The organism is uncultured Chitinophaga sp., from assembly GCF_937874145.1.
Lineage (GTDB): Bacteria > Bacteroidota > Bacteroidia > Chitinophagales > Chitinophagaceae > Chitinophaga.
Genome location: NZ_CALNBI010000329.1, coordinates 1 through 15,689 on the forward strand (window position 1 = coordinate 1; position 15,689 = coordinate 15,689).

The 15,689-nt window shown below is 53.8% G+C and carries 18 protein-coding genes; 11 read left to right on the top strand and 7 right to left on the bottom strand.

The annotated features are described in order from the left end of the window. From Q0510_RS15930 to Q0510_RS15945, 4 genes are all read left to right on the top strand, one after another. On the top strand, positions 1-851 hold an 851-nt coding region (locus Q0510_RS15930; protein WP_298713905.1), incomplete at its 5' end, for a type II asparaginase. 36 nt (positions 852-887) lie between these two features. Beyond that, positions 888-2,228 (top strand): anaerobic C4-dicarboxylate transporter family protein, encoded by a 1,341-nt coding sequence (locus tag Q0510_RS15935; protein WP_298713907.1) that lies wholly within the window; start codon positions 888-890, stop codon positions 2,226-2,228. Between the two features lie 19 nt (positions 2,229-2,247). After that, entirely contained in the window at positions 2,248-3,441 is a 1,194-nt protein-coding gene (locus Q0510_RS15940) for a porin (protein WP_298713909.1), read from the top strand. A gap of 101 nt (positions 3,442-3,542) precedes the next feature. Then, positions 3,543-4,031, top strand: a complete 489-nt coding sequence (locus Q0510_RS15945) for a VOC family protein (RefSeq protein ID WP_298713912.1) — start codon at positions 3,543-3,545, stop codon at positions 4,029-4,031. On the opposite strand, the gene Q0510_RS15950 is transcribed toward Q0510_RS15945, so the two are convergent. Genes Q0510_RS15950 through Q0510_RS15960 form a run of 3 tightly spaced genes read right to left on the bottom strand, consistent with a single transcriptional unit; the run spans position 4,032 to position 6,379 of the window. Next, on the bottom strand, positions 4,032-4,487 hold the full coding sequence (locus tag Q0510_RS15950; RefSeq protein ID WP_298713915.1) for a low affinity iron permease family protein: 456 nt from the start codon (positions 4,485-4,487) through the stop codon (positions 4,032-4,034). Positions 4,488-4,497: 10 nt separating this feature from the next. Then, positions 4,498-5,958 carry a sigma-54 dependent transcriptional regulator gene (locus Q0510_RS15955; protein ID WP_298713918.1) on the bottom strand — a complete coding sequence of 487 codons (1,461 nt, stop codon included), beginning with the start codon at positions 5,956-5,958 and terminating at the stop codon, positions 4,498-4,500. Positions 5,959-5,992: 34 nt separating this feature from the next. Continuing rightward, a complete protein-coding gene (locus Q0510_RS15960) occupies positions 5,993-6,379 on the bottom strand; it encodes a response regulator (protein WP_298713923.1) in 387 nt (128 codons plus the stop codon). A 273-nt stretch (positions 6,380-6,652) separates the two neighbouring features. Between Q0510_RS15960 and Q0510_RS15965 the strand changes: the two genes are divergently transcribed. Continuing rightward, a complete protein-coding gene (locus Q0510_RS15965) occupies positions 6,653-6,838 on the top strand; it encodes a CsbD family protein (protein WP_298713926.1) in 186 nt (61 codons plus the stop codon). Positions 6,839-7,129: 291 nt separating this feature from the next. On the opposite strand, the gene Q0510_RS15970 is transcribed toward Q0510_RS15965, so the two are convergent. Continuing rightward, the gene (locus Q0510_RS15970; protein WP_298713929.1) at positions 7,130-7,591 is read right to left on the bottom strand and encodes a PA2169 family four-helix-bundle protein; all 462 of its coding nucleotides are present in this window, start codon (positions 7,589-7,591) and stop codon (positions 7,130-7,132) included. 232 nt (positions 7,592-7,823) lie between these two features. On the opposite strand from Q0510_RS15970, the gene Q0510_RS15975 reads away from it, so the two are divergent. Both Q0510_RS15975 and Q0510_RS15980 read left to right on the top strand, forming a co-directional pair. Further along, positions 7,824-7,976 carry a lmo0937 family membrane protein gene (locus tag Q0510_RS15975; protein ID WP_109695608.1) on the top strand — a complete coding sequence of 51 codons (153 nt, stop codon included), beginning with the start codon at positions 7,824-7,826 and terminating at the stop codon, positions 7,974-7,976. Between the two features lie 93 nt (positions 7,977-8,069). Further along, positions 8,070-8,996, top strand: a complete 927-nt coding sequence (locus Q0510_RS15980; RefSeq protein ID WP_298713944.1) for a DUF6528 family protein — start codon at positions 8,070-8,072, stop codon at positions 8,994-8,996. A gap of 2 nt (positions 8,997-8,998) precedes the next feature. Here Q0510_RS15980 and Q0510_RS15985 read toward each other — a convergent pair whose 3' ends face one another. Beyond that, on the bottom strand, positions 8,999-10,435 hold the full coding sequence (locus Q0510_RS15985; RefSeq protein ID WP_298713947.1) for a hybrid sensor histidine kinase/response regulator: 1,437 nt from the start codon (positions 10,433-10,435) through the stop codon (positions 8,999-9,001). Positions 10,436-10,483: 48 nt separating this feature from the next. Continuing rightward, a complete protein-coding gene (locus Q0510_RS15990) occupies positions 10,484-11,896 on the bottom strand; it encodes a sensor histidine kinase (RefSeq protein ID WP_298713950.1) in 1,413 nt (470 codons plus the stop codon). A 285-nt stretch (positions 11,897-12,181) separates the two neighbouring features. Here Q0510_RS15990 and Q0510_RS15995 point away from each other — a divergent pair, with 285 nt between their 5' ends. The 4 genes from Q0510_RS15995 to Q0510_RS16010 all read left to right on the top strand — a co-directional run bounded on the left by Q0510_RS15995 (position 12,182) and on the right by Q0510_RS16010 (position 15,212). Further along, positions 12,182-12,589 (top strand): hypothetical protein, encoded by a 408-nt coding sequence (locus Q0510_RS15995; protein WP_298713953.1) that lies wholly within the window; start codon positions 12,182-12,184, stop codon positions 12,587-12,589. Positions 12,590-12,611: 22 nt separating this feature from the next. Continuing rightward, complete coding sequence (locus Q0510_RS16000) at positions 12,612-13,235, top strand: ferritin-like domain-containing protein (protein WP_298713956.1); 624 nt, start codon at positions 12,612-12,614, stop codon at positions 13,233-13,235. A gap of 98 nt (positions 13,236-13,333) precedes the next feature. Next, the gene (locus Q0510_RS16005; protein WP_298713959.1) at positions 13,334-14,200 is read left to right on the top strand and encodes an SDR family oxidoreductase; all 867 of its coding nucleotides are present in this window, start codon (positions 13,334-13,336) and stop codon (positions 14,198-14,200) included. After that, positions 14,175-15,212, top strand: a complete 1,038-nt coding sequence (locus Q0510_RS16010) for a DNA topoisomerase IB (protein ID WP_298713962.1) — start codon at positions 14,175-14,177, stop codon at positions 15,210-15,212. The genes Q0510_RS16005 and Q0510_RS16010 overlap by 26 nt, the downstream gene beginning before the upstream one ends. Before the next feature lie 37 nt (positions 15,213-15,249). Here Q0510_RS16010 and Q0510_RS16015 read toward each other — a convergent pair whose 3' ends face one another. Further along, entirely contained in the window at positions 15,250-15,618 is a 369-nt protein-coding gene (locus tag Q0510_RS16015; RefSeq protein ID WP_298713964.1) for a hypothetical protein, read from the bottom strand. Positions 15,619-15,689 lie beyond the last annotated feature (71 nt).

The following is a 15,689-nucleotide window of genomic DNA, read 5'->3' on the forward strand; positions in this document are numbered from 1 at the left end:
CCAACCTGCGCGGCGAGCAAATCGCCAGCGTAGGCAGCCAGGCCATGCACGACAGTGTGTGGCTGAAGCTGGCGCACCGCATCAACGAGCTGGCGAAGCGCAGCGATGTGGACGGGATCGTGATCACCCACGGCACCGACACGGAAGGCGAAACCGGTTACTTCCTCCAGCTGACCGTCAAAACCACCAAACCCGTTGTGCTGGTAGGCGCGATGCGTTCCGCAACTGCGCTCTCGGCCGACGGGCCCCTCAATCTCTACAACGGCATCGTAGTGGCAGCGAATAAGACGTCGGCAGACCGTGGCGTGCTCGTGGCGATGAACGATTATATCTATTCCGCCCGCGACGTGACTAAAACCAATACCACCAACGTGTCCACCTTCCAGGCGCCGAACACCGGTCCGCTGGGCGTGGTGATGGATGGCAAAGTGGAATACTATCACCGCATCATCCGCAAGCATACCCACGAAACCGTGTTCGATGTAACAGGTGTGAATTCTTTGCCAAAAGTAGATATCTTGTACGGGTATGCGAATACCAACCCTGTGCTGGTAGACGCGCTGGTGAAGGATCGTGTGGCGGGCATCGTGATCGCGGGAGTGGGTAACGGCAACCTCTACCCCACCGTGGAAGCGAAAGTGAAACAAATCACCCGCCAGGGAATCATGGTCGTGCGCTCCAACCGCACCGGCAGCGGCCGCGTGTTGTTGAACGCTGAAACCGATGATTCGGCGTTGGGAACGATTGCGGCCGACGACCTCAATCCGCAGAAAGCCCGTATCCTGTTGCAATTGGCGTTATTGAAAACGAAAGATCCGAAACAAATCCAGCAAATGTTTTTCGAGTATTAATCTTCCCCTTTATAACATTCAACGTAAAACGAAAACATGATCTGGATTCAATTTGCTATCCTCCTTGTGGCCATCCTCATCGGCGCCCGCATGAAAGGCATTGGCCTGGGCGTGATGGGCATGATGGCCCTTGCCCTGTACCTTTTTGTATTCCGCATGCGGCCCGCCGAGCCGCCCATCGACGTGATGCTGATCATTTTGGCCGTCGTTTCCACCGCCGCCACCATGCAGGCTGCAGGCGGGATGGATTACCTCGTGCGCATCGCCGAAAAAATCCTCCGCAGCAAACCGTCGATGATTACGCTGCTGGGGCCGCTGGTGACTTTCAGCTTCACGCTCTTCGCCGGAACGGCGCACATCACGTATTCGCTCCTGCCGATTATCGCAGAGGTGGCGACCAAGAAGCGCATCCGGCCGGAGAGGCCCCTGAGCATTTCGGTGGTAGCCTCGCACCTGGGCATTACCGCCAGCCCCATTTCAGCGGCCACCGCTGCTATGATTACCATCCTGGCAGGGCAGATCGAACTGGTGCAGATCCTGAAAGTCTGTATCCCCGCGTGCCTGGTCGGTATCCTGGCCGGCGTGGCGGTGGTATGGAAGAAAGGAAAGGAGCTGGAGAAAGATCCCGTTTTCCTGGAGAAGATGAAAGATCCTGAGTTCGCGAGGGAAATCGATGCGCAATCCGCTTCAGAGAATGCGCCATTGAAGCCGGGCGCCAAAACCTCCGTGATCATTTTTGCGGTTGCCGTGTTGCTGATCGTGCTCGTGGGGGCTTTCCCGAACCTGTTGCCCAGGTTCGATCCGGGCGTGGCCAATCTTTCCGTGAACGCCAACGGCACTATCAAGATGGCCGCGGTCATCGAACTGGTGATGCTGGGCGCCGCGGCGCTGATGCTGCTCTTCACCAAAACCGCCACTTCCGATGTGGCCAAGGCCAGCCTGTTCACCGCAGGCGCGCAGGCCGTTGTCTCCATCTTCGGGGTAGTGTGGATGAGCGCCACTTTCATGGAGGCGAACCATGTCGTGATCGAAGGCGCTTTGGGAGATATGGTCAGGGCCGCACCCTGGACGTTCGCCATCGCGTTGTTCGTCCTGAGCATGCTGCTTTTCAGCCAGGCCGCCACCACCAAGGCGCTCATGCCGCTGGGTGTGCTGCTGGGCATCGCGCCGCAGAACCTCGTGGCCATGTTCCCCGCTACCAACGGTGACTTCGTGCTCCCGGGGTATCCCACGCTGCTGGCCGCCATCAACTTCGACCGTACCGGCAGTACTTATATTGGTAAATATCTCATCAACCATAGTTTCATGATACCGGGGCTCGTTGCCGTTTCGGTGACCGTGGCCTCGGGGTTCCTGTTTGCCCACCTATTCTGGTAGCACCCTAAAATTTCCGAGTATGACAAAAAGCCGTACCCTCCTATGGCTCCTGCTGATGGCTCCTGCCGCGCTCCTGGCGCAGGTGCAGGAAAGGCAAATGGACGATACCACCGTGATGAGCGAGCCGCTCATTCCCGTCAGCAAGCAGTCGTTATTGTCTAATGTGGATGTGATCGCGAACATGCAGATGTCGTTCCAGAACGAATTCGAAGAAGGAACATACCAGCGCTCCCGGTTCGTGATGAACCAGTTCCGGCTGGAAATCCGCGGGAAAGTGCATGACAAGGTATACTTCCGATTCCGCGACCGGTATACCCGCGGCGTGGTGCCGCAGTCGATCGACAACATCAGCCGCAGTACCGACCTCGCTTTCCTCCGGTTCGATCCCAACGAGAGCTGGAGCATCTACGCGGGGAAAATGTGCGCCGACTGGGGCGGGTACGAGTTCGACGCCAACCCCATCGAGATTTATGAATATTCCGACATCGTCGAATATGCTGACAATTTCCTGGTGGGTGCGGGCGTTTCCTATATGCTGCCCGACCGCCAGAACCAATTCACTTTCCAATTGCTGAACAGCCGTACGGCAAGCTTCAACGAACTATACGACACCCTGGCGCTGCCGGGCGTGAAGTCTGCGAGATTTCCCTTTGCGAGCGTGCTGAACTGGCGGGGTAATTTCGGAAAATTCAGTACGCTCTGGTCCTATTCCCTGTTCCGCGAAGCCGAAGACGAATACATGAACTACCTGGCGCTGGGGAACCAGTTCTCCACCAAAAAGTTCCAGATACAATACGACTTCAAATGGAGTCGCGAAGCGCTGGACCGCAAAGGGATCATTTCCAGCATCACCGACAATGCCGGCATCAAACACGCTTACCGCGCCAGGTATATGAGCCATTGGGTGCGGATGGACTGGCATTTGTCTTCCAAAGTAAACCTGTTCGTGGTGGGGATGATGGACGATGCGTACTGGAGCCCCAAAGGCACGAGCCTCCCGGATAACGCCAGCACGGTAAAGATGCGGACGGCCTGGGGATACATTCCCGGGGTAGAGGTATATCCATTTAAGAATTTGAATCTCAAGGTGTTCGGAACATTTATCGGCAGGAAGTATGTGTACACCGATTATGCGAAATCTAATTTCGGAAGCGTGAACACCGATAATTACCGGGCATCGATCGGCATTATCAGCCCTTTGGTCATCTTATAATTTACAAGCGGATCCTGAGCGCAGGCGGTATTTCAGCGGACAAACACACGCCGTTTGCAGGAGGGATCCGTTTATCTTTGCAACAAAACGAACCAACTTTCATGAGCTATACCGTACCTGCGGCCACTACGATCGGCCATGTGCACCTGAAGGTTTCCGACCTTCAGCGTTCCCTCGATTTTTATTGCGGATTACTGGGGTTTGAACTGATGACGAAATTCGGCGATCAGGCGGCATTCATTTCCGCCGGCGGCTACCATCACCATATCGGCCTGAACACCTGGCACAGCAAAGGCATGCCGCCCGCGCCGGAAAATGCCGCGGGCCTCTATCATGTGGCGATCCTGTACCCTACCCGGAAAGATCTGGCGGAAATTTATAAAAGGCTCACCAGCGCCGGCGTCGCCTTTACCGGTTTCGCGGACCATGGCGTATCCGAAGCCCTGTACCTGAACGACCCCGATCTGAATGGACTGGAACTGTACTGGGACCGCCCGCGCGAGCAGTGGCCCAAAGACGAAAACGGCGACTTCACCATGTACACCCACCGCCTCAACCTCAGCGACCTGCTGCAGGAACTGAACGGGTAATTACCGCTTTTTCAGTTTATCCTGCGTGTTTTCCATCGCTTCTTCGATGGAATGCGATTTCTTGATGTCGAGATGGAGCTTGGTGTCTTCCGCGAGTTTCGAATAGAAGCTGTGAAGGGTGTTGAGCTCTTCTTCCGACAATTCTTCGATGTCGATCAGGCGGTTGCTGGCCGTTTTGGTGCAGGCGATGAGCTCGTTAAGCTTCAGCTGGATGGATTTTGAATCCTTGTTCTGCGATTTCTGGATGATAAACACCATCAGGAACGTGATGATGGTGGTACCGGTGTTGATGACCAGTTGCCAGGTATCGGAAAATGCGAACAGCGGGCCGGTTACGGCCCATACCAGGATGACGAAGAAAGCGACGATGAAGGCCCTGGGGCTGCCGGTTGCAGATACGACTTTGCCGGCGAACCGCTCGAAAAATGGGACTTTCTTTTCTCCCTTCTCGTTCATAACCAAATGATTAGTAATTAATATTCAGCAGACGGAGTTTATTGTAAAGGGTTTTCCTGTCAATATTGAGTAACTGCGCGGCTTTCGTCTTGTTATACTTCACTTCCTTCAGCACATTGATGATTTTGTTGTATTCCGCCTTGAGGGCAACCGATTTAAGATCGTTATCGTCGAGGAGGGGAAGGTTGGGCTCGTCCTGCTGATCGGCCGGCGCGGTTTCAGGCACGGCGGCAGCGGGCTGGCGCATCATTTTGCCTGCTTTCATTTCCAGCGGTAATGCGGCCATGGAGATTTCCTTTCCGGCGGGTGTGAGCAGGCTGGCGCGGCGGATCACGTTTTTCAGCTCGCGGATATTGCCCGGCCAGTCGTAATTCCGGAAACACTCCCAAACTTCTTCGCTGAGCGCGGCTTCGGGCTTGTTAAGCTCTTTGCCGGCCTGGGAGAGGAAAGCGTCCACGAAGGAACGGAGGTCTTCGTCGCCGCGCTCGCGCAGCGGCGGGATATGGATGGTGAATTCGTTGAAACGGTGGAAAAGGTCTTCCCGGAACTTGCCTTTCTGCACGGCTTCGAAGAGGTTTTCGTTGGAAGCCACGATCAGGCGGACGTCCACCGCTATTTCCTTCATGCTGCCCACGCGGCGGATTTGTTTTTCCTGGATCACGCGGAGCAGGGCTACCTGCACGTCGTAAGGGAGGTTGGCGATCTCGTCGAGGAAGATGGTGCCGCCGTGCGCCTGTTCGAACGCGCCGATTTTGGTGCCGATGGCGCCGGTGAAAGAGCCTTTTTCGTGACCGAACAGTTCGCTGGCGGCCAGCTCGCGGGAAAGTGCCCCGCAGTCGATGGCGATGAAGGGCTGGCTTTTGCGGCTGCTGTGGTCGTGGATGAGGTGGGCTACGGATTCCTTGCCGGTGCCGGTTTCGCCGAAGATGATGACGCTATAGTCGGTGGGCGCCACGAGGGTGAGCTCGCGGATCAGCTGGCGGGAGGGCTCGCTTTCGCCGTAGACGTACTGTCCGCCGTTCTGGGTGCCTCCCGAGGGTTGCGGGCGGTGGGGGGCGTCGGCCGCGGGAGCCGCCGGGGCTGCCTGAGCAGGCTGGGGAGCGGGGGAACCGGGGTTCTCCAGCGCCTTGTTCACCAGGGCCAGGATCTCGTCGGGGTACAATGGCTTGGAAATGTAGTCGTAAGCGCCGTTTTTCACCATGTCTACCGCAATGCGGACATCGCTGTAGCCCGTGATGATAATCACGACGGTCTGCGGGCTGAGGGCCCGGATATCGTTCAGCAACTGCGCGCCGTCAGTATCTTTCAGGCGGTAATCGCAAAGGATCAGGTCGAAAGGAGTTTCTTTCAGCATCTTCAGCGCCTGGGCGCCGGTCATCGTACTTTCTGTCTTAAAGCCATGCTTGCCCAGGAATCTGCTGAGCAGGGTACAAATGTTTATTTCATCATCAACAATGAGGATACGCTTCATACTTGAATATGTTGGACGGATATTAAATTTACAACTAATTATGCATACTCGGTTTTACACCGGTTTTCTTCATATCAAACAGGATCTCGGTTAACTCCCCTATGTTAAATGGCTTAGGCAGAAAATGAACCGCACCGTTCGTCAGGGCTTTCTGTTTTTCCATCCCATTGTCATAAGCACTGATGGATATCACAGGCAAATCAGGATAATCCGCTTTTATCTGCGGAAGAATATCGAGACCCGACCCGTCAGGGAGATGGATGTCCAGGAACAAAACGTCGGGTTTTTGCTGACGTAAGAACTGTAATCCATCTTTCAAAGCGTGCACATATTTTACCTTGTACCCATGCTTCGTCAGGCTTAACTGTAAAAGTTGACAAATATCCGGTTCGTCGTCAATAATTAAAATCAAATCTCCCATGGCGTCTAATTTATGTACCGGGAAAACGTCTGCCACTAGTTCCTCCGGATGTTACTGTCATTTAACAGTAATCCTGCAAACAGTCTGCCGGTTATTTTTAATTGTTTCAACAGACATATTTGTGGACTTTCCTCCACGAAATTTACGCCTTATTTCCACAAAATGGCCAGCCTTTTGCCGCAGAATTCCCTTCCCGGGCCGGATGGCATGGGTGGTATAGTAATTGATCTTTTTCCTGCAGAGTCATTTACTTCACCCAAAAAACGCTATCGTATGAATTCTTTACAGTTGAAAGGCGCCTGGAACGAAATCAAGGGCAAGTTGAAACAGCAGTACGGTGATCTGACCGACGACGATCTGACTTATGTGGAAGGAAAGGAAGACGAATTGCTGGGAAGGCTTCAGCAGAAGCTTGGCAAATCGAAAGAAGAAGTGAAAAAGCTGATCGATGATCTGTAAACTTTGACTACGGATTATACTTTTATCATAGCTGTTGTTTTAGTTATTGGCAACTCGTGGTTTTAACATGCAGTTAAAGCATCATTAAAACCGTAAAGCTTGCCAGCTGTCCTGCATCATCTGATGCGGGACAGCTTTTTAAATCTTCAAAAAACGCATTGTCATAGATTGATCCATTGTAAGTATTATTCATCCTGTTTGTAACCGTTTTTGATCATCCTGCTCATAAAGAAAGTTCCGGCAATGAACCAGCCGGAACTTTCTGTTTTTATGAATATGGTGGATAGTACGTTATCCTTTATTAACCGTTTCGAGATCGCGCAGGTAACGGATTTTGTCGTGCGAGCTTTTCAGCCGCATGCGTTGCTCGGAGATCATCTGGCGAACTTCTGGCGGGAGGAAGTCGTGTTCCAGCGCTGAATTGTAGGATTTCTGCGCGGCGTCTTCACCGTATTCGCAGGTGGCCAGGATGGACCGGCGGTCGGCGCCCCCGAAGGATACTTTCACGTCCATCCAGGTGCGGTACAGCTTGCCGGCGAAGGTGGAATCGCGTTCGCGGTCTTCGCCCAGGCTGCGGAGGTATTTATTGAGCTCGGTGGTGAAGCGCTTGCTGTCGGCCACCATATCGTCAAAAAGTTCCTTCAGGTCGAGATCGTCGGTTTGCAGGCGGGCTTTGTTGTATCCTTCAATCCGGTCGTTGTTGATTTTAACCAGGTCTTCTACGACTGCTGCCGTTTTTTGCAGGTGTTCCATGATGTACTATTTTGAGGTGATGTAAATGATATGGTTTCATACCAAATCGCCCAAAAACACTGCCATAACGGTTCATGCGGGGAACAGTGCGGCCCTGCTGAAGGTTCACCCCTCATGGGGGAAGTGCATCCACATTCGTTGTGGTATATTTTTCCGGTAAATGTTTACATACGGTTGATTTGGCACTGGCATGCTTTTTACATTATTTATCCTGAACCAAACAATCATTGATATGAATTCCTTACTGTATCTCATTGCCGTGATCCTGATCATCGGCTGGCTCCTGGGGTTTTTCGTGTATTCCGCCGGCGGCCTGATCCACGCATTACTCGTGCTGGCCATCATCGCTATCCTGATCAATATCATCAGAGGCAGGGCTGCATAATATTTTTATCCATCAGCCCCACATACAAAAAGCAGGAATAAATGGTAAGATTAATTATCATGTATTCCTGCTTTTTGTCGTATTTTAAAGGGTATGAACGAGCTCCTGTTACTGTTAGCTTTCCAATTGCAGGCTACCAATTACCCTATGCTGGTCACAGACCAATCTATCCACCGCGTTATGATCGTCCAGGCGCCATCCGGCGATATTATCAAGGAATGGTGCGCATCGGATATCCCGGAACAACACCGTAAATGGTTCCGGAACCCCAGCGAAGTGAAGTTTTCGCGCAATGGAAAATATCTCTTAACCTGCGCATCCGGTGGCGGCGCGGCCATTATCCGGATAAGCGACGAGAAAACGCTCTGGTACGACTCCGTGGGCGGGAATCCCCACTCTCTCGATATCGGGCCGGGAAACATCCTGGTGGTAGCTTCCAGCACCGGTAATTACACCACCCTATTCCGGTACGACCTCAATTCAACGAAACGCTACGAGCCCAACCGCCCCCGGAGAAAGATAGATTTTCCCGATGGCCATGCCGTGAATTTTTACGATGGGTATTTCTATGTGGCGGGTGCAAACCAAATCAAAGCTTACGAAGTCCGCCAGGGCAAGCGGAAAAAAAACTTACCGGACCTTGTTGCCGTGGAATCATATACCATCCCGGGTATAGGCGCGCATGATATGATATACGGCGCCCGCGAGAAGGTTTTTTATCTTACCACGGTGGATACTTTGCTGGAGTTCCACGCTACAGACGGATCTTTCCACCCCGTTCCGGGCAAGATCAGCCGCAACATTAAAAGCTACTCCGAAGGCGCCAATAAAGACCTGCCCTCCACGGTCACCGTGCCGAAGGAGCAATGGTGGACCGACGAGGTTACGGACCTCCAGGGCAAAACCATCCTGAAAATACCAGGCGCGCGCATTTACAAGGCGCGATGGCTGATAGGATATATCAACACCTATAAAGAATATGACAAGAATGGCAAGCTTATCCGTGATGTAGCCTGGTAAGCCTAATTCGCTGGTAATGTGATAATGAAGGTGGTCCCTTCGCCCAGGATGCTCTCTACCTGGATGTGGCCTTTGTGATTAATAATAATGTTTTGGGTGGATGTGAGCCCCAGCCCGGTACCTTTCGTTTTTGAAGTAAAGAACGGATCGAACAGGCGGGCTTTGTTTTCTTCGGGGATGCCCATGCCATTGTCCGTGATCCGGATCATGGCCGTTTTCCCTTCAACTGAAGTATGGATCGTGAGCACGCCTTTGCCGGGCGTCATGGCTTCGATGGCGTTGATGAGGATGTTGAGCAGGGCGATGTTCATTTTTTCCACGTCGGCCGTAATCACGGCCGGTTGTGGCGTAAAATCCTCCACCAGTTTGATCCCGTTGAGTTTCAGGCGGTCCATCGCCAGCGAAAGCGCGCTGTCAATCAAGTTATTAAGATCATGTTCCAGCAAATGCAGCTCCATCATGCGGGTGGATTGCAGTAGCTCGGTCACCAGCTGGTTGATGCGCGTGCAGTTGCGTTCGATGATATCGAGATAGAGGCTGGTGTCTTCCAGGTTGGTGGATTCTTCCCCCCTGAACTGCCCTACGGCCAGGATGATATTGGTGAGCGGGTTGCGGACCTCATGCGCGATCACGCGGGCGATGCGGCCCGAAATCACGAACTTTTCCTGTTGCCTTTTTTCCAGTTCTTCCCGCTTCTTGTCGGTAATATCTTCCGCCACGCAAAGGAAAGTGCCCAGCTGCTCGTCGAGCTTGTTGGCATTGACGAGCACGGAAATCTTGCGGCCGGATTTTTCGCGGAAAGTGAATTCCTGCTGTACGATGGCATCATCGGTACAAATCTCTTCCATGAAGCGCTTGCATTCCGAATCGAGGAAGAACAGGTCTCTCATGTTCATCTCCAGCAGTTCTTCCCGGGAGTGGGCGAGTTTCTTGCGGGCGTTGGGGTTGGCATCGATGATATTCATTTCGCAGTCGGCCAGGATGATGATATCGTGGCTTTTTTCGAAGATGCCGAAGTATTTGCGTTCGTTTTCCGCGATGGCCCGCAGGTGCTTGAACTCGGTGATGCCGTAACGGATGGCGCGTTCCAGTTCGGGGCCGGTGATATCGCCTTTAACGAGGTAATCCGTGGCGCCGGCGATCATCGCTTCGTTATCAATGGCGTAATCGCCTTTGCCGGTGAGCATGATCACGGGCGCTTCGTACCCTATTTCCTGGAAATGGCGGAGAATATCGATGCCGGTGTGCATACCCAGGCGGTAATCCACGAGGTATAATTCGTGTTCCCGCTTCCCGATGGCTTCCAGGGCTTTATCGTAGGTGGATGCCCAGGTTATCTCATACTGATCGGGGGCCACATCCTGTAAAACGGTGTTGACAAGGAAGAAATCATCTTCGTCATCGTCCACCATGAGGATGCGTTTGCGTTTTTCTTTCATAATCTGTCAATGGTATTCCTGTTTCAGAGCAAGAAACATGCTCAAAAATCAGTCTTCCCGCAATTGTTTCAGCGGAAGGGTGATAATAAATGCGGCCCCTTCGCCGGGAGCGCCTTCTGCGGAGATGTAGCCCTGGTGGGCTTCCACGATTTTTTTGCAGATGGCCAGCCCGATGCCGGTGCCTTTATATTCGCTGACGCCATGAAGGCGCTGGAAGATGAGGAAGATGCGGTCGGCATAGGACGGGTCGAACCCGATGCCATTGTCCTGCACCCGGATGCGCAGGTATTTTTCCGCGGCTTTTTTCTCGCTGGGCACGCCCGCGCCGCGGCCGGTGAGGGTTTCGCCGGTGATGCGGATGAGCAGCGGGCACTCCGGCTTGGCGAATTTAATGCTGTTGGAAAGGATGTTCTGGAATAGCTGGTGCAGGCCCGTGTCGGAACCTTCGATCATGGGCAGCGGATCGGTCTGGACGGCGCCTTTCTTTTCCTGCAGCGGCGCGTCGAGGTCGCCGAGGACGTCGCGGAGGAGCTCGTTGAGGTCTATTTCAGCGATCGTGTCGGGCGTGATGCGGCCGGCGCGGGAAAAAGTCAGGAGGTCGTTGATGAGGACGCGCATGCGGCCCACGGCAGAAACCATGCGGTCTACCAGCTGCCCCGCTTCGGGCGGGATCTCGTCGCGGTACTTGAGCAGCAGCCGGTCGGAGAAGGTGGATATTTTACGGAGGGGCTCCTGGAGGTCGTGGGAAGCTACGTACGCAAACTGTTCCAGTTCCTGATTGGATTTGTTGAGCAGGTTGATATTTTCCTGCAGCTCACGCTGGTAGCTGCGCATCCTGGATTCGATATGCAGCTGGAGGCGGAATTCGCGGTTGAGCGTGACGTAGGAATAGATGCCGATGATAATGGCGATGAGGGAAATGATGAACACCGCCGGGATCCAGAGGTTGGAGAAGAAGGTAAAAGCCCGGGATTTTTCGGAGAGCTGCGCTTCTTCGATGGCGATCATATCCTGCATCTTGCGGTCGATCTGGTCCATGGACAATTCGCCTTCTTTAACGGAGATGCTGCCGCTGGACTGGCGGGCGCCGGCAAGGAGTTGGCCGTATTTGATATCGAGGAGTTGCTTGAGTGTGTCGAGGTTTCTTTGCTGCGGGGGATCGTCGATAATTTGGCGCAGCTTGCGGTATTCTTTCTCAATTTTGACGCTTCGCTCGGACATGCTGGGGTGGAGGAATTCCTGTTGATGAGTGATGTTGTAGCCCCGGATGGCGGCTTCGGCGTCTTTCAGGTGGCGGGAAATGAGCTCCAGGCGTTTGGAGACTTCCACGGCATGCTGGAGGCGCGAGGCGTTGTGCATGAGGTTTTTGGCGATGAGGTACGACACCACGCTGGCGCCGATGATGGCGGTAAACGCGATGAAAAATCCCACCCTGATTTTTTTATGTATGCTGATATGCATTTCCTTCAAACTGTTTACGGATGCCGGTTTTGGATGTGCAAGATTTTCTACAGACTGAAAACTCCCTTCTACAAGAAACCGGCATAAAGATGCATGAAATCCCGCCGATCCTTCCCCAAATTACGAAAACCCCCGCATTCAAATGGTTGCGCTTGTATTCCTAACGCATTCCTGTGGCTGCTAATATTGTTGTTGCTCCTCTATCTGCAAAACATGTGCCTCCGTGTTGGAATGCTGTTTGGACATAGAAAAGAAAGAACGTGTTAAACCTTAAAATCATCCGGCATGAAAAACGAGAACGACAAGAACACCCGCCCGAACCCGGCCCCGCCGGGCGTGCAGCCCCCCGATGAGAACCGCGGACAGGGCGGCGGACAACCCAAACCGGGCCTGGGAGAAGAACCGGATAAGCAAAACCCGGACATCCCGCAGGAGATCCCCAAGCGCGAGATCGACCGCAAACCCAGCGACCCGCAATCCGAGCCTGAACAAGGCCCCCGCCAGGATAAACCCGAAAAAGGTCCCCGGCAGGACGGCCCCGAGAAAGGCCCCCGCGAACATAAACCCGATATTCCGGAAAGCGAAGAAAACAACGACGTACAGGAGAAATCCCCCGATATCGTCGGACAGCAACGCATTGAGGATGAAAGCATCATCGACAAGCGCGACCGCTTCCCGTTTCCTAACAAATAAACCAGAAAAAACCTCAAACATTATGGCAACAAAAAACACCAAGACGACCGCCTCCCGGAACGGGGCTGCAAAATCGAATGGCAGCCGCAGCAATGGTGCAGCAAAAAAAGCCACCGCAACCCGCAAACCCGCTGCCCGCAGCAGTGAAATGGAAGCTTCTCCTTTCCACCAGCTGTTCATGGATGAACTGAAAGATATTTACTGGGCCGAGAAGCACCTCGTGAAAGCACTTCCCAAAATGCAGAAAGCCGCCACCACGGCCGAACTGGTAGATGCCTTCGCCGAACACCTGGAAGCCACGAAAGGACATGTGAGCCGTCTTGAAGAAATATTCGACCTGATGGGCGCCCGCGCCGTTGGCAAGAAATGCGAAGCCATGGAAGGCCTCGTTTCCGAAGCGCAGGAACTGATCAGCGAAGAAGATCCCGGCTCCGTGCTCGATGCCGGCCTCATCATCGCCGCGCAGAAAGTAGAACACTACGAAATTGCGTCTTATGGCAGCCTCAGGACCCTCGCTACGAGGATGGGGCACACCGAAGCCGCCAACATACTCGAACAAACGCTGGACGAAGAAAAGGAAACAGATTCCCTCCTCACCCAAATCGCAGAGACGAAGGTGAACGAGGAAGCGTTGGCCGAAGATTAATACGCCAACGGATGATGGGCCGCTTTCATGTTTGAAAGAAACATGAAAACGGCCCTTTTAATTGTGTAACCCCGATCGATCGTGTAAAAACATCCGGTATGCAAAAGTCGAACAAGAAGAAAACGCTCCGTCCGCCGCAGCGGCAGCGCCGCCAGCCGGGCCTCGAGCACAAGATGACCCCGCTCCCCGACGCGGAGCCCCAGGTCCCCGCGGGCGGCAGGCTCCAGGATAAAGTGGCGGTGATCACCGGGGGCGACAGCGGCATCGGCCGCGCCGTGGCCCTCGCTTTCGCAGAGCAGGGCGCGCACGTAGTGATCGCTTACCTCGACGAAACCGAAGACGCCGAAGCCACCGCGCAGGGCGTGCTGGAACGGGGGCGAGAAGTGCTGCTCATCCCGGGTGATATCAGCCGGGAACGCCATTGTGAGAAGATCGTAAAACAGGCGGTGAAGAAATTCGGAAGGATCGATATCCTCGTTAACAACGCCGCGGTGCAGTTTCCGCAGAAAAAATTCGAAGATATTACGGCAGAACAACTGTTGCGGACGTTCTCCGTCAACATATTCCCCCATTTCTACCTCACCCGTTTCGCCCTGCCCCACATTCCCCGCGGCGGCAGCATCATCAACACCACATCGGTTACCGCGTACCGCGGCAGCAGCCACCTGATCGACTATTCCGCCACGAAAGGCGCCATCGTGTCGTTTACGCGCTCGCTGTCGTCGATGCTGGCGGAAAAAGGCATTCGCGTGAACGGTGTAGCCCCCGGCCCCATCTGGACGCCCCTCATCCCCGCAACGTTCCCGCCGGACCATGTGGCCAACTTCGGGTCCGACGTGCCGTTGAAGCGCGCCGGCGAACCTGCTGAAGTGGCGGGCTGTTATGTATTCCTGGCTTCCGCGGAAGCGAATTATATCACTGGTCAAATCCTGCACCCCAATGGTGGAGAAATTGTTAACGGCTGACGCGCCCGCCGTGGCGCAGGCCGCCCGCTTACGATATGTAAACCCCGCATCGCCGGGCATTGCGAGGCATCGCATGCGCGGCGGTTTTTATTATACCGACGCGCAGGGAAAGCGGATTTCGGATGAAGAAACGCTCCACCGCATCAGGGGGCTCGTGCTGCCGCCGGCCTGGGAGGACGTATGGATCTGCCCTTATGCCAACGGTCATTTGCAGGCTACGGGCACCGATGCACTGGGGCGCCGGCAGTACCGCTACCATACCCGCTGGGCGGAAGTGCGCAACGAAACCAAGTTCTACCGCCTGCTCGCTTTCGGAAAAGTGCTGCCGAAAATCCGCCGCCAGGTAACGAAAGACCTTCGCCGCCGCGAGCTCGACCTGCCGCGTGTGTGCGCCATCGCCATGCGGGTAATGGAAGAAACTCTCATGCGGGTGGGCAACGCGGAATATGAAAAGAAATATCATTCCTACGGCCTTACCACTTTGCGCAACAAACACGTGCAGTTCAACGGCAACGCCGCGCTGTTCCGCTTCAAAGGGAAAAAAGGCGTGGAACACAAGATCGAATTGCGCCACGCGGCACTGTCGAGGCTCCTGCGCAAAGTGCGCGACATTCCAGGACAGGAACTTTTCCAGTATTATGAAAACAATGAAGTGAAAAGCCTCGATTCCGGCGCGCTCAACGATTACCTGAAAAACATCACCGGCGAGGATTTTACCTGTAAAGACCTCCGCACCTGGGCAGGAACGCTCGAAGCACTGCATCTGCTGTATGACTGCGAAGCCGCTGCTTCTCAAGCAGATTGCAAACGGAAAATCGTGGAAGTACTGGACCAGGTGGCCCGGAAACTGGGGAATACCCGCGCGGTGTGTAAAAAATACTACGTCCACCCCGCGTTAACGGAATTATACGAAAGCGGCGGAATGGGGAAATATAAAGGGCAAAATGTGGACGAAAAACTACTGTTGAAAATCCTCAAAGATCATCATACACCAAAACGGCGGCGCCCTTGAGAGGCGCCGCCGTTTCTTTTCATGTGCATTTCATGCATCACAGTCCGCCGAAGATCATCTGTTCTTCACGATCCTCGACCGGTATCTTCTTTAGGAATTCATCGAAACCCGCCTCGTCGTGCGAGGAATAAGCGCCATAAGCATCCAGGACATAGCCTTTCTTGCCTTTTTTGTCTTCCAGGAGGTATAATACCGAGTTGTCGGACGGGTCTGACTCGCCCTCGAAACGGTACGTTTTAATGATCAGCAGATCGTCCGGATTGTAGATTTCATCGCCTTCTACAGGCTGCATCCTGCCGTGATCGCTCATCTTAAATTCATTGTCGTATCCTTTCGAATGGAGTTTAGCCATGACTTGCGAGAGGGTATTCATTTCGCCGGGTTTATCTGTTCTCAGGTTTTCCATAAAAGTCGTTTTTAGTTACTGTTCAAAATCCAAAACACATGCCACTGCTGCAAAAAATGGCCTGATTGTTG

What these genes read in the sequence shown, in the direction of transcription:
- Q0510_RS15935 (WP_298713907.1), top strand. Translation starts at nt 888, where the DNA reads ATGATCTGGATTCAATTTGCTATCCTCCTTGTGGCCATCCTCATCGGC.
- Q0510_RS15940 (WP_298713909.1), top strand. Translation starts at nt 2,248, where the DNA reads ATGACAAAAAGCCGTACCCTCCTATGGCTCCTGCTGATGGCTCCTGCC.
- Q0510_RS15945 (WP_298713912.1), top strand. Translation starts at nt 3,543, where the DNA reads ATGAGCTATACCGTACCTGCGGCCACTACGATCGGCCATGTGCACCTG.
- Q0510_RS15950 (WP_298713915.1), bottom strand. Translation starts at nt 4,487, where the DNA reads ATGAACGAGAAGGGAGAAAAGAAAGTCCCATTTTTCGAGCGGTTCGCC.
- Q0510_RS15955 (WP_298713918.1), bottom strand. Translation starts at nt 5,958, where the DNA reads ATGAAGCGTATCCTCATTGTTGATGATGAAATAAACATTTGTACCCTG.
- Q0510_RS15960 (WP_298713923.1), bottom strand. Translation starts at nt 6,379, where the DNA reads ATGGGAGATTTGATTTTAATTATTGACGACGAACCGGATATTTGTCAA.
- Q0510_RS15965 (WP_298713926.1), top strand. Translation starts at nt 6,653, where the DNA reads ATGAATTCTTTACAGTTGAAAGGCGCCTGGAACGAAATCAAGGGCAAG.
- Q0510_RS15970 (WP_298713929.1), bottom strand. Translation starts at nt 7,591, where the DNA reads ATGGAACACCTGCAAAAAACGGCAGCAGTCGTAGAAGACCTGGTTAAA.
- Q0510_RS15975 (WP_109695608.1), top strand. Translation starts at nt 7,824, where the DNA reads ATGAATTCCTTACTGTATCTCATTGCCGTGATCCTGATCATCGGCTGG.
- Q0510_RS15980 (WP_298713944.1), top strand. Translation starts at nt 8,070, where the DNA reads ATGAACGAGCTCCTGTTACTGTTAGCTTTCCAATTGCAGGCTACCAAT.
- Q0510_RS15985 (WP_298713947.1), bottom strand. Translation starts at nt 10,435, where the DNA reads ATGAAAGAAAAACGCAAACGCATCCTCATGGTGGACGATGACGAAGAT.
- Q0510_RS15990 (WP_298713950.1), bottom strand. Translation starts at nt 11,896, where the DNA reads ATGCATATCAGCATACATAAAAAAATCAGGGTGGGATTTTTCATCGCG.
- Q0510_RS15995 (WP_298713953.1), top strand. Translation starts at nt 12,182, where the DNA reads ATGAAAAACGAGAACGACAAGAACACCCGCCCGAACCCGGCCCCGCCG.
- Q0510_RS16000 (WP_298713956.1), top strand. Translation starts at nt 12,612, where the DNA reads ATGGCAACAAAAAACACCAAGACGACCGCCTCCCGGAACGGGGCTGCA.
- Q0510_RS16005 (WP_298713959.1), top strand. Translation starts at nt 13,334, where the DNA reads ATGCAAAAGTCGAACAAGAAGAAAACGCTCCGTCCGCCGCAGCGGCAG.
- Q0510_RS16010 (WP_298713962.1), top strand. Translation starts at nt 14,175, where the DNA reads ATGGTGGAGAAATTGTTAACGGCTGACGCGCCCGCCGTGGCGCAGGCC.
- Q0510_RS16015 (WP_298713964.1), bottom strand. Translation starts at nt 15,618, where the DNA reads ATGGAAAACCTGAGAACAGATAAACCCGGCGAAATGAATACCCTCTCG.